Origin of the sequence: Methanoculleus frigidifontis (genome assembly GCF_030464345.1) — an archaeon.
Taxonomy (GTDB): domain Archaea; phylum Halobacteriota; class Methanomicrobia; order Methanomicrobiales; family Methanoculleaceae; genus Methanoculleus_A; species Methanoculleus_A frigidifontis.
Genome location: NZ_VCYH01000006.1, coordinates 124,444 through 136,292 on the forward strand (window position 1 = coordinate 124,444; position 11,849 = coordinate 136,292).

13 protein-coding genes are annotated in these 11,849 nt (G+C 61.8%); 12 read left to right on the forward strand and 1 reads right to left on the reverse strand.

The genetic code is table 11. The features are described 5' to 3' along the window. Positions 1-7: 7 nt before the first annotated feature. The 11 genes from rpl18a to FGU65_RS10380 are packed head-to-tail and all read left to right on the forward strand — an operon-like array spanning position 8 to position 7,478. Positions 8-193, forward strand: a complete 186-nt coding sequence (rpl18a, locus tag FGU65_RS10330; protein ID WP_367652380.1) for a 50S ribosomal protein L18Ae — start codon at positions 8-10, stop codon at positions 191-193. Next, entirely contained in the window at positions 183-644 is a 462-nt protein-coding gene (gene pfdA, locus FGU65_RS10335; protein WP_301664384.1) for a prefoldin subunit alpha, read from the forward strand. The genes rpl18a and pfdA overlap by 11 nt, the downstream gene beginning before the upstream one ends. Before the next feature lie 3 nt (positions 645-647). Next, positions 648-1,760 (forward strand): signal recognition particle-docking protein FtsY, encoded by a 1,113-nt coding sequence (ftsY, locus tag FGU65_RS10340; protein WP_301664385.1) that lies wholly within the window; start codon positions 648-650, stop codon positions 1,758-1,760. Then, complete coding sequence (locus FGU65_RS10345; RefSeq protein ID WP_301664386.1) at positions 1,760-3,085, forward strand: signal recognition particle protein Srp54; 1,326 nt, start codon at positions 1,760-1,762, stop codon at positions 3,083-3,085. Before ftsY ends, FGU65_RS10345 begins: the two co-directional genes overlap by 1 nt. A gap of 1 nt (position 3,086) precedes the next feature. Further along, positions 3,087-3,665 (forward strand): tRNA (pseudouridine(54)-N(1))-methyltransferase TrmY, encoded by a 579-nt coding sequence (trmY, locus tag FGU65_RS10350; RefSeq protein ID WP_301664387.1) that lies wholly within the window; start codon positions 3,087-3,089, stop codon positions 3,663-3,665. Then, positions 3,656-4,891: a tRNA pseudouridine(54/55) synthase Pus10 gene (locus tag FGU65_RS10355; protein ID WP_301664388.1), complete on the forward strand. Its 1,236-nt coding sequence runs from the start codon at positions 3,656-3,658 to the stop codon at positions 4,889-4,891. The genes trmY and FGU65_RS10355 overlap by 10 nt, the downstream gene beginning before the upstream one ends. 2 nt (positions 4,892-4,893) lie before the next feature. Further along, positions 4,894-5,187 carry a 50S ribosomal protein L21e gene (locus FGU65_RS10360; protein WP_301664389.1) on the forward strand — a complete coding sequence of 98 codons (294 nt, stop codon included), beginning with the start codon at positions 4,894-4,896 and terminating at the stop codon, positions 5,185-5,187. Between the two features lie 19 nt (positions 5,188-5,206). Beyond that, positions 5,207-5,557: an RNA polymerase Rpb4 family protein gene (locus FGU65_RS10365; protein ID WP_301664390.1), complete on the forward strand. Its 351-nt coding sequence runs from the start codon at positions 5,207-5,209 to the stop codon at positions 5,555-5,557. An 11-nt stretch (positions 5,558-5,568) separates the two neighbouring features. Then, a complete protein-coding gene (locus FGU65_RS10370; protein ID WP_301664391.1) occupies positions 5,569-6,132 on the forward strand; it encodes a DUF655 domain-containing protein in 564 nt (187 codons plus the stop codon). After that, positions 6,129-6,893, forward strand: a complete 765-nt coding sequence (gene rsmA, locus FGU65_RS10375) for a 16S rRNA (adenine(1518)-N(6)/adenine(1519)-N(6))-dimethyltransferase RsmA (protein WP_301664392.1) — start codon at positions 6,129-6,131, stop codon at positions 6,891-6,893. Before FGU65_RS10370 ends, rsmA begins: the two co-directional genes overlap by 4 nt. 15 nt (positions 6,894-6,908) lie before the next feature. Then, positions 6,909-7,478, forward strand: a complete 570-nt coding sequence (locus FGU65_RS10380; protein ID WP_301664393.1) for a HemK2/MTQ2 family protein methyltransferase — start codon at positions 6,909-6,911, stop codon at positions 7,476-7,478. On the opposite strand, the gene FGU65_RS10385 is transcribed toward FGU65_RS10380, so the two are convergent. Then, a complete protein-coding gene (locus FGU65_RS10385) occupies positions 7,462-8,067 on the reverse strand; it encodes a hypothetical protein (protein WP_301664394.1) in 606 nt (201 codons plus the stop codon). The two genes, FGU65_RS10380 and FGU65_RS10385, sit on opposite strands and share 17 nt — an antisense overlap. Positions 8,068-8,415: 348 nt before the next feature. Here FGU65_RS10385 and FGU65_RS10390 point away from each other — a divergent pair, with 348 nt between their 5' ends. After that, a complete protein-coding gene (locus FGU65_RS10390; protein ID WP_301664395.1) occupies positions 8,416-11,820 on the forward strand; it encodes an IscS subfamily cysteine desulfurase in 3,405 nt (1,134 codons plus the stop codon). The last annotated feature ends 29 nt before the right edge of the window (positions 11,821-11,849 follow it).

The window sequence follows — 11,849 nt, forward strand, 5'->3', positions numbered from 1 at the left end:
CATGGAAATGCAGAAGTTTGAGGTTGTCGGTGCGGTGAAGATCAACAACGAGTGGAAGCCGTATACCTCCGTCATCGAGGCTCAGAGCGAGCGTCTTGCGGTGGAGCAGGCATATTGCACGATTGGGAGCAAACACCGCCTTAAGAGAAATTATATCACCGTCAAGACCGTTAACGTAGTAGATGGTGAATAACGTGGACCAGGTAGATCCCCGCGAAGCTCAGATGCTCCAGATGTATCTGAACGAGTACGGGCAGCAGATGGAGATCCTTTCGCAGCAGCTCAACCTGATCGAGCAGCAGAGGCTCGAATCCCTGGGGGCTGTTGAGACCCTCCAGGCGCTTGAGCAGAGCGATGATGGGGAAGTCCTCCTTCCCATCGGCGGCGGTGCGGTTGTGCGGGTGAAGGTTCTCGACCCCGGGCACGTGATGGTAAACATCGGTGCGGACGTGGTTGTCGAGCGGACCAGCTCCGATGCAGTGGAGTATCTCCAGGACCGGATCACCGAACTGGATGCGCTCGGGAAAAAGGTGGCCGGATCTATCGAACAGGTGAGGGGCCAGGTGAACGAGATCTCCCGCAGGCTTGAAGCCGTGTATCGGCAGCGAGGCCAGCCCCCTCGCCCGGCCCAGGGTGGTCAATAAGGTATGTTTGATTCTCTCAGATCAAAACTCAAAAATATTCGTACAAAGTTTGGCTCCAGTATCGAGGATGCTGCAGAGCCGGTAGCAGAGCAGCCGCGTATCGAGGAGAAAGCGGCGGAGCCGGCAGTGCCGGCTCCCGAGCCCGGGCCTGCGCCGGCTGCCGATACGCCGGAGCAGAAGCCTGCGGCGCCCGCCCCCGCCCCTCCGAAAGAGGAGCGCACCAGCCCGACGTTTTTCAACAAGCTCAAGGTGCTGGTGACCGAACGGGAGGTGCTTCTGCAGGAGAAGGATATTGCAGAGCCGCTCTTTGAGCTTGAGATGGTGCTGCTCGAGAGCGACGTCGCCCTGCCGGTGACCGACGAGATCATCTCCCGGATGAAGAAGGAACTTGTCGGGAAGAACCGCAGGATCGGCTCGTCTGTGGACGATCTCGTTCTTGCAACGCTGCGAAGTGCACTCTGCGGCGTGCTCGGCGACGGCCTGGATCTCCGCGAGTATATCCGGCAGCACGACCGGCCGGTGAAGATCCTCTTCACCGGGGTGAACGGTACCGGCAAGACCACAACGGTCGCAAAAGTCGGCCACTATCTCACGGAGAACGGGTTCTCCGTCGTCATCGGCGCCGGCGACACCTACCGCGCCGGGGCGATCGAGCAGATCAAGACGCATGCCGACCGTCTCGGGATCAAGGTCATCCAGCACCAGCAGGGTGCCGACCCGTCGGCGGTGCTCTTCGACGCCGTCCAGTACGCAAAAGCGCATAATGTCGACGTCGTCCTCGCCGACACGGCAGGCCGGTTCCACAATCGCGCCAACCTGATGAACCAGCTCGAGAAGATCCGCCGGGTCATGAAGCCGGACCTCGTCCTGTACGTCGACGAAGCGGTCGCCGGGAATGATGCGGTCATCCGGGCGGACGAGTTCAACCGGACGGTCGGCACCGATGCGGTCGTCCTGACGAAGGCGGATATGGACCCGAAGGGTGGTGCTGCGATATCGGTCGCGCATACCGTCGGAAAACCGATTGCGTTCCTCGGCACCGGGCAGGGGTACGGCGATATCATGCCGTTCGCCCCGAACAAGGTGGTGGACGAACTTCTGGGAGGTGAGACCTGATGCTGGACAAACTCGGCACGTCGCTCAAAGACGCCGTCAAGAAACTCGCCGGAAAGACTGTGATCGACCGGGCTGCGGTCGACGAACTCGTTCGCGATCTGCAGCGCGGGCTTCTCCAGGCCGATGTCAACGTCAAACTGGTGATGCAGCTCTCGCAGGCGATCAAGCAGCGCGCCCTCGAAGAGGAGCCACCGCAGGGTATGGGGGTGCGCGAGCACGTCCTGCGGATCGTCTACCAGGAACTCGTCCGGCTGATGGGGAGCACGGCCGAGGTCACCCTGGGCCCGCAGAAGATCCTGATGGCAGGTCTGCAGGGCAGCGGTAAGACGACGACGACCGCAAAGCTCGCCCGCTACTTCCAGCGGAAAGGCCTGCGCGTCGGTGTCATCTGCGCCGATACCTTCCGTCCGGGTGCGTACGACCAGGTCAAGACGCTCTGCGACCGGATCAGCGTCCCCTGCTTCGGAAACCCCGCGGAGACCGACGCTGAGAAGATCACCCGTGAGGGGCTCGCCGCGTATAAGCACCTCGAAGTGATCATCATCGATACCCAGGGGCGGCACGCACTCGAGGATCACCTGATCGAGGAGATCATCAATCTCAATACGATATCGAAGGCGGACCACCGGTGGCTCGTCATCGATGCGGCGCTCGGTCAGCAGGCGAGCGAACAGGCCCGCCGGTTCCACGACGCAATCGGGATCGACGGCGTCATCGTCACCAAGATGGACGGAACGGCGAAGGGTGGCGGTGCTCTCTCCGCCGTTTCGGAGACGCAGAGCGGGATCGTCTTCATCGGAAGCGGGGAGACGATCGAGGACCTGGAACGCTTTGACCCCGACGGTTTCATCTCGCGGCTGCTCGGTATGGGCGATCTGCGCGCTCTTGTGGAGCGCGCGGAAGAGGCGGTCTCTGCGGAGGATCTCGACGTCAACGCCATGCTCAAGGGCAAGTTCACGCTCCGGGACATGTACAAGCAGCTCGAGGCGCTGAACAAGATGGGGCCCCTCAAGCAGATCATGAGTATGCTGCCTCTCGGCAATATGCAGATCCCGGACGACGCCTACGATATCACCAGCACCAAGATGCAGCGGTACCGGGTGATCATGGACTCCATGACCGCCACCGAGCTCGATGATCCCACGGTGATTGGCGGGTCGCGGATTCAGCGGATCGCGCGGGGGGCGGGCGTTCCTCCCGACGACGTCCGGGAACTGATCAAGTACTACAAGACGATGCAGCGCGCCCTGAAGGGAATGCGCGGTATGGGCGGCGGCAAGTTCAACATGCAGCGCATGATGAAGAAGTTCGGGCGGACACAGTGAGATGAAACGGTTTGCTATCGTCGGCCATCTCGCCGCTACCGCCGGCACCTTCAGTCTGAACGATCTTCCCGGCAGTGCCGGGAGGATGGACGTGCTCTGCCGCGCCGTGAACTCGGCCTTTTTCCTCTCGCACGACCTGCGCCGCGACGTTGAGTGCTACCTCGTGCTCTGCGGCAAGCCCGGGCCCGAGAAGACCGTTCTCTTTGTGGGCAGCGAGCTGCGCTATCTCAGCCCCGACGAGCGGAGCGCGGGAGCGCTGATCAAAAAGGCGCTCTCTCTTCCCTGTGGCGACGAGTTCCGCGAGTCGACGCCGGGTGTCTATGTCCGGCGCGGCGATCTGGCGCGCCTCCTCGCCGAGCACGACTTTGCGGTGCTCGACGAGGAGGGCGATGATATCAGGCATGCAGCGTCGCTCCCGACCGGGTACCTGCTGAGCGATCACCACAACTTTACGGAGGAGGAGATTGCCCTGATCGCCGAGCGGCAGCGCCACTCGGTCGGTCCGCTCTCGCTGCACGCGGATCATACGATCACCGTTCTTCTGAATGAGATGGATAGGAGGGAACACGGATGGAGCTAATGGAGAAGGTTTCGTCGATTCTTGAATACGGGGAGATCTGCGATCACTGCCTGGGGCGGTTCTTCGGCAAGCGGTCGCACGGCCTTGCGAACGCGGAGCGCGGGAGAGCGCTCAGGGTAGCACACGAGCTCCATGCAGACCTCCCCCACGCCGAACCGGTATCCGAGGCCTGCTGGATCTGTTCGGGAGAGTTTGAACGGGTCGATGCATGGGCGGCGCGGGCGGCAGGCGCGCTCGCCGGGATTGAGTTTGACACTCTCCTCGTCGGGACGAAAGTGCCGCCGCTGATGGCCGAGAGCGAAGAGATGGTCTGGAGCGATCTTTCGCTGCGCGATCCCGAACCGCTGAAGGCGGAGATGAACCGCGAAGTGGGCAAGGCAGTGGCCGTGAAGACGGGCAAGACCGCGGATATCAGCCGTCCCGACGTCGTTGTCATCCTGGACCTTGCCGCAGAGACGGTCGAGGTGCAGATCAACCCGATCTTCATCGCGGGCAGATACCAGAAGTACGAACGGGGCATCCCGCAGACGCACTGGGACTGCCGGCTCTGCCGCGGGAAGGGGTGTCCGGAGTGCGATTTCACCGGCAAACAGTACCCCGACTCGGTGGAGGAGCTCATCGGCCGGCCGATGATCGCCGCGTTCGATGCCGAGAACGCCGTCCTGCACGGAGCAGGCCGGGAGGATATCGACGCCCGGATGCTCGGCACCGGCCGGCCGTTTGTCATGGAGCTTGTATCGCCCCGGCGGCGGTGCGTCGATCTCGCAGAGCTTGAGGAGATCGTCAATGCAAGCGCCCGCGATCGCGTCGGCGTGACGCTCTCGGGATGGGCGGATCGCAGGACGGTGCAAAGCCTTAAATCGGACAAAGCGCATAAAAAATACAGGATCCTGGTCGAGATCGACGGTTCTGTATCGCAAGATGAGCTCAGAACAGCCCTCGATCAGCTCAAAGGTGCGACAATACGGCAGCGCACACCGAAGCGGGTGTCGCATAGACGGGCGGATAAGGTCCGGGAACGCAGGGTCATCGATATCGAATACGGAGGCACGCAGGACGACGCGTATTTCATCGACGTTGTCGGAGAGGCGGGCCTCTATATCAAAGAACTGATATCCGGTGACGGCGGGCGGACCCGACCAAGCCTGTCTGAGATCCTCGGAAAAGATGCACGCGTTACCAGCCTCGATGTGATGCTGGTCGAAACAGGTTATCAAGGTGAGTAGGAATGGCACTTCACAACGGACCTCGGAAGAAGACGAGATATAAATTCAAGAAAGACCTGAGGAAACGCGGGCTCCCGCCGGTCACCTCGGTGATACAGAACTTTGAACTCGGTCAGAGAGTTCATATCGTGATCGAGCCCTCCGTGCAGAAGGGCATGCCCCACCGCCGGTTCCACGGCAGGACGGGGACGGTTGTCGGTCAGCGAGGTCGGGCCTGGGTTCTTGAAATCTGGGATGGAAACTCGACGAAACAGGTAATCGCAAGACCGCAACATCTAAAAGCACAAAACGTATAATTTCCATCAAGTGATTGGCATGAAGGTAAAACGAGTTGTGAGCGAAGAGCGTATTCTGCTTCCTGAAGTGCGTGAAACATTGCTCGAGGTTGAAGCGGAAAGGCTCGCTATGGGAGCGGAGATGTCCTACGAGCTTCGCAAGAGTATTGAGCATGCCAATCATCTCTCAAAAATCTCGGGTGCGAAGGCACGGGCGCTTCTCGAAGAACTCGTAAAACTCGAGAAGATGAAGGAAGACATCGCCTACCGCATTGTCAATCTCATGCCCAAAACAAGGGATGAGCTGCGTGCGATCTACGCAAAAGAGCGGTTTACACTGACGCCGGAAGAGCTGGACGAGATTCTCGATCTGGTGATGACCCACTTCTAGGGGGGGTGCCCGTGAAGACCGATAAAAAAGAGGTCAACGCCATAGTGATCGACTTCCTGCCGAAGGGGTATGCAAGCGATCCGAGGCCGGTATACAAGCGGGAACCGGTCGTTCTGGCCGTCGGTACGGACCAGTTCAAACTCCTCGAGCTCGTGCCGAAGGCCGGTGTCGACGTCCAGATCTACGATCAGGTGTATATCGGAGACGCGGAGCGGGATACGATCGAGCGCGTCAAACGGCGCATCGGATATGATGACCTGACCCATACCGCCAAGATGGAACTGCCGTTTGCGGTCGAGACCATCGTCAAGGAGCACGAGGAGCGGTTCGTCGAATTTTTCAACAAGTCGATCTCCATCACCCCAAAGCTCCATATGCTGCATCTCCTGCCCGGCATCGGCAAGAAGCTGATGTGGGAGGTTATCGAGCAGCGGAACAAAAAGCCGTTCGAGAGTTTCGCCGACATCAGCCAGCGGATCAAGTCGATGCCCCATCCCGACAAGATGATCGTCAATCGCGTCCTGCACGAGATTGAGGACCCCGACGAAAAATACCACCTCTTTACGACAAAATGAGCGCACCGAGAGATCAGCATTTTCTCGTCGACAGGCGGGCGATTGAGAAGATTGCCGGCTTTCTCGACGTCTCCGGCCGCCGGGTGCTCGAGGTCGGGCCGGGGGAAGGGCCGCTGACGCGGGCGCTCCTCGACCGCGGTGCGGAGGTGATCGCGGTCGAGCTCGATCGCGCCCTCTGCGAGGAGCTCGAGTACGTTTTTGCCGATGAGATCGCTGAAGGCAGGCTCCACCTCATCCCGGGCGATGCGACGCGGGTCGACATCCCGGAGTTCGATCTTGTGGTCGCCAACCTTCCTTATTCCGCATCCTCCAAGATAACCTTCCGGCTGCTTGAACGGGGGTTCGAGGTCGCCGTGCTGATGTACCAGAAGGAGTTTGCGCAGCGGATGATCGCCCGGCCGGGTACGCCCGGTGTGGGCCGCCTCTCGGTGATGGTGCAGACCTATGCAACGGTGAAACCGCTCCTTGAACTCTCACCGAATGCGTTCCGCCCGAGGCCACAGGTGCGGTCGTGGGTGGTGAAGATCACGCCGCAGGAGCCCGCCTATCCCATCGACGACCGGAAGGCCTATGCCGACGTCGTCCGGGTGCTCTTCTCGCACCGGCGCAAGACGGTGCGCAAAGGTCTCAAGAGCGGGAAGGATACCTTCGACGCGGAGACGATCGAACGAGTGATCGCGAGCCTGCCGGAGGAGATCCTCCACCGTCGGCCCGAAGAGCTCGCCCTCGAGGACTTTGCGGCGATCGCAAACCTCGTCTGAACGGTGGAGTCTGTGATGCACGACCAGGTCTATCAGCCGGAAGCGGATACCTTTCTTCTCCTCCGGGCGGCGCTCAGAGAAGTGCGCCCCACCGATCGAGTGCTCGAGGTCGGCACCGGGAGCGGCCGGATTGCCGCGGCCGTTCTCGAGACGGGTGCCCGGGTCGTCGGCACCGACATCAACCCGTATGCCGTACTTGCCGCACGCTCGTGCGGTGTCGAGACGGTCAGGACGGATCTCGCTGCCGGGTTTGCCGGCCCCTTCGATCTCGTCGTCTTCAACCCGCCGTACCTCCCGACTGTCCCGGAGGACCGTTTCGACGACTGGCTCGAGTACGCCCTCGACGGCGGGCCTGACGGCAGGCGGGTGATCGAGCGGTTTGTCCGCGATCTCGATCGCGTGCTGGCGCCGTACGGACGGCTGCTGCTGCTCGTCTCCTCGCTCACGGATCTCGATGCGGTACGGGAACTCCTCGGCAGTTATGGGTTCATAGCGATCGTGGTCGATCAGGAGGGCTGCGAAGGGGAGACGCTGTATGTGCTCCGGGCAATGCGCGATCTCTGCCGGGTCACTTCAGGAGACTGATGATCTTCGTCACTGCCATGAGCGTGGGTGTATTCTCCTGCACCGAACGGAGAAGCCTGATTCGTTCGTTCTGGCTTTCCGTTGTCAGGCAGTCGTAGAATACACAAAAACCGAAGAAACTGTGGTAGGTATACGCAGGGAGGGTTTCATCCTCCGCCGGAAGGTCTTCACCGGCGACGTCAAACCCGGAGTCGCTTATTATTCTGTCCCAATTCGCAATTATCCTCGCAATATTCCTGTTTTTCAGGGCAAGTTCGAAGAACAGTTCTGAATGCTCAAGCATCCCGCAGACCTCCGCATTCAGACCGTCGTCGCCGACCCGCAGCCGCTCCCGTGCAAGAAGATCCCACACCCGGGGACTGTTCCGGATTTCTGCACGGAGATCCGGGTTCTCGAGCCATATCCGGTAAAATGTCTCCGGGGTGTGCCGTATCCCGTACCGGCAGGGTGTCTGTTCATCCTCCTGTTCGGAGGACGTTGCTATGAGATACCCGTCGCCTCCGAGTTCCTTCAGGATCTCCGCGACCCGGCCGTTGCCGGAAGGACAGCCCTCGCTGAGTAAGGACTCGGTCGTCCATTCATGGTGCAACAGGTGTCTGAATATGGTTTCCCTGGTTCCGGGCATCGGGGTCTCCGCTGGTTCGCTGTTCCATAGAGTGTTGTTCGTCACCCGGCAAAACTCTTCTGGAACGATCATTTCCCTCTCGGCGTGTTATGATCGCGGTATTTCACGTTTTGCCGCATTCAGGAAATATCTCTTCCTGATTTCCGGATGTTCGGGACGATTTGTTTCACCGGCTCGCTCGCGGCGCGAGGTGTCGGGAGGTGGTGCGCCGGGGAACACCGGAAGATTTGCAATAACTTTTATGATGCCACCCGGCAGTAGGGTGCAGTATCGCCGGGGTGGGACGTTCCGCCCCGCCAGGAGGCAACCGGAGTGAGCGAGAAGACACCACGGGAATGCCGCGGCATCTGCGGCATCTGCGCCGCGGGGTGCGGCGTCGTCGTCACCTACGACGACGAAGGGCGGATTGCGGACGTGCGGGCGGACGAGGATTCGGAGCTTGGGATCATCTGCAAACTCGGCGAGCGGACACCCGAGATCGTCTACTCAAAAGACCGGGTGCTCTACCCCCTGAAGAGAACCGGGCCGAAGGGCACGTATGCATTCGAACGGATATCGTGGGACGAGGCCTACGATATCATCGTGCAGCAGCTCCTCGCGATAAAGGAGCAGCATGGGCCGGAAGCGGCGGCCATCTACACGGGGTCAGGGAGTTTCGAGCTCTCGCACTGCGATGTCTTCCAGCCTAAAGACGTCGCGGTCTCGTCCGCATCGAGCGTGCTGTTTCCCTACGGCTCGCCGAATACGATGGGTGTCGGGGCGCTCTGCTATGTCGCGTTCGCCATGATAGCGCCGCACGTCACGATGGGGCGGCTGTACATCAACACCTACTCGGACTTTGAGAACGCAGACCTCATCCTGGTCTGGGGGACGAATCCGGCCACCGACTTTCCGCCCCGAAACCTCCAGAAGATCCTGGAGGCGCGCTCGCGCGGCGCCGAGGTGGTCGTCATCGATCCGCGACGGACGAAGACGGTCGATCTCGCCGATGCCGAGTGGGTCCCGATCCGCCCCGGGACCGACGGTGCACTCGCTCTCGGGATCTGCAACGTCCTCATCGAGGAGGAACTCTACGACGAGGAGTTCGTCCGCAGCTGGACACATGGGTTTGAGGAGTTTGCGACCTACGTCCAGCACTTCCGGCCCGAGGTCGTCGAGGAGATCACCGGGGTGCCTGCAGAGACCGTCACTGCCCTCGCCCGGCGGATCGCGCAGGCGGACGGCGCGACATGGGCGATGTACACCGGGCTTGAGTACAGCGATTCTGGCGTGCAGGCGATCCGCGCCGCTCTGGTGCTCTGGGCGCTTGCGGGCCAGCTGGACGTCCCGGGCGGCCGGTGTCTTACGATGCTGGAGAATACGTTCCCGATCAACCGCTCGGAGTATCTCGAGAACCCTGACCTGAACCGGGCGATCGGCGTCGACCGGTTCCCGGTCTATACGGCCTACCGCAAAGAGGCGCATCCGATCGCGCTTCCCGAGTCGGTTCTGCTCGGAAAGCCCTATGAAATCCGTGCCCTCATCATCCAGGCCGGGCACCTCCTGATCTCCTGGCCGCAGACGCCCGTCTGGCGGGAGACGCTGAAGAACCTGGATTTTCTGGTCTGTGTCGACCGGCATCTCACCGCAGACGCGGCCTATGCCGATATTGTCCTTCCCGCAACGACGATGTACGAGCGGGAGTCGTACATGACCTACGGTCCGATCTTCCGGATCCGGGAGCGGATCATCGAGCCGCAGGGCGAAGCTCGGCACGATGTCTTCATCATGGCCGAGCTCGCCCGCCGCCTCGGCTACGGGCATCTCTATCCGCAGGACGAAGAGGCGATGCTCCGGCACGTCCTGAAGGGATCCGGGTACAGCCTCGAGGACGTCCGGGCGGCCGGCGGCATGGTGCAGTCGCCGACGGTCATGATGCAGTACCGCAAGTGGGAGAAAGGGCTTCTGCGGCCGGACGGGAGGCCGGGGTTCGACACTCCGACCGGCAAGTTCGAGATCTGGTCGACGGTCCTCGAAGAGCACGGCTACGACCCGCTTCCGGTCTACACGGAGCCGCAGGAGAGCCCGGTCTCGCAGCCGGAGCGTGCAAAGGAGTATCCGCTGATCTTCAACTCCGGTGCCCGGGTGACGACCGATTTCCACGCGCAGCATCACGGCATCAAAAGCCTCCTCGCCGAGCGACCCGAACCGACGGTGACGCTCAACACCCGGGATGCAGCCGCCCGCGGCATCGCGCACGGCGATCGTGTCGTTGTCAGGACGGTGCGGGGGCAGATCCCGCTGCGCGCCATCGTCACCAACGATATCGTTCCGGGCGCCGTCGAGGCGAACATGGGCGGCGGCTGTCACGTCGGCCCGAAGGCGTGGCAGGAGGCGAACGTCAACGAGCTGACCGACCTGCAGCGCTACGACCCGATATCCGGTTTTCCTATCTACAAAGTCCTCCTCTGCGACGTCGTGCGGGCGGACGATGCGGCAGGTGGGACGGTCGCCATCGGTTCGGGCGAGATCGAGGCCGCTGCAGACCTCTCTGCTCTTCCTTCTTCGTCCGAGACGGAGCGGATCTACCTCGACAACAATGCCACGACGCCGGTCGATCCCGATGTCTGGGAAGCGATGGTCGCGTTCGGGGAGAAGAACTTCGGGAACCCGTCGAGCATCTACCGGGAGGGGAAGGCGGCGAAGAGGGCGGTGGAGGATGCCCGGCGCACCCTCGCCCGGCTGCTCCACTGCACGGCAAGACGGGTTATCTTTACCGGGTGCTGCACCGAGGCGAACAACTTCCTGATCAAAGGCCTGGCGTTTGCCACGTGGGGGAGTGAGCGAAAGCAGATCATCACTTCATCAGTCGAACACTCGTCGGTGCTCGAGCCGATACGGTGGCTTGCGAAGTTTGGCTACCAGGTGACGGAGCTCGGTGTGGACGGGACGGGCAGGGTCAGGCCGCAGGATCTTGCGGCGGCGATCACGCCGGATACCCTGCTCGTCAGCGTCATGACGGCGAACAACGAGACCGGTTCGATCCAGCCGATCCCCGAGCTCGTGCGGATCGCGCACGAGCAGGGGGCACTCTTCCACACGGATGCCACCCAGGCCATCGGAAAGATCCCGGTCGATGTACAGGAGATGGACGTCGACTTTCTCACCCTCTCCGGGCATAAGATCTACGGGCCGAAAGGGGTCGGCGCACTCTACATCCGGCACGGTGTCCGGCTTGATCCGCTGCTGCATGGCGGCGAGCAGGAGCGGGGGGTGCGTGCCGGCACCGAGAACGTCCTCGGCATCGTCGGTCTCGGACGTGCCGCCGAGCTCGCCGGCCGGCACCTTGAGCGGATGGATGAGGTGCAGCGGCTGCGCGACCGTCTTGAGATTGGGATCCGCGAGATCGTGCCGGAGGCGCGGTTGAACGGGCACCCGACCGAGCGCCTGGCGAACACCCTGAATATGGTTCTCCCCGGATACCGGGGCGAATCGGTCGTGCTCGCCCTCGACCAGGAGGGGATCGGCATATCCTCCGGCTCGGCATGCCATTCGGGTTCGCCGTCGCCGTCGCACGTCCTGCTCGCTATGGGCATCTCCGAAGAGGACGTCCATTGCTCCGTCCGCATATCGCTCGGTGCCCGGACGACCGAAGGGGAGATCGACCGGACGCTCGCAGCGATGGACGACGTTCTGCACAACCGGACAGAGACCGTCCGGTTCGTCACCTGCCGGTAGCGTGCCGGCCCTTCTCCACAGAATCTATT

Bases quoted from the DNA above. Each gene is read 5' to 3' on its own strand.
- rpl18a (WP_367652380.1), top strand. From the start codon at position 8: ATGCAGAAGTTTGAGGTTGTCGGTGCGGTGAAGATCAACAACGAGTGG.
- pfdA (WP_301664384.1), top strand. From the start codon at position 183: ATGGTGAATAACGTGGACCAGGTAGATCCCCGCGAAGCTCAGATGCTC.
- ftsY (WP_301664385.1), top strand. From the start codon at position 648: ATGTTTGATTCTCTCAGATCAAAACTCAAAAATATTCGTACAAAGTTT.
- FGU65_RS10345 (WP_301664386.1), top strand. From the start codon at position 1,760: ATGCTGGACAAACTCGGCACGTCGCTCAAAGACGCCGTCAAGAAACTC.
- trmY (WP_301664387.1), top strand. From the start codon at position 3,087: ATGAAACGGTTTGCTATCGTCGGCCATCTCGCCGCTACCGCCGGCACC.
- FGU65_RS10355 (WP_301664388.1), top strand. From the start codon at position 3,656: ATGGAGCTAATGGAGAAGGTTTCGTCGATTCTTGAATACGGGGAGATC.
- FGU65_RS10360 (WP_301664389.1), top strand. From the start codon at position 4,894: ATGGCACTTCACAACGGACCTCGGAAGAAGACGAGATATAAATTCAAG.
- FGU65_RS10365 (WP_301664390.1), top strand. From the start codon at position 5,207: ATGAAGGTAAAACGAGTTGTGAGCGAAGAGCGTATTCTGCTTCCTGAA.
- rsmA (WP_301664392.1), top strand. From the start codon at position 6,129: ATGAGCGCACCGAGAGATCAGCATTTTCTCGTCGACAGGCGGGCGATT.
- FGU65_RS10380 (WP_301664393.1), top strand. From the start codon at position 6,909: ATGCACGACCAGGTCTATCAGCCGGAAGCGGATACCTTTCTTCTCCTC.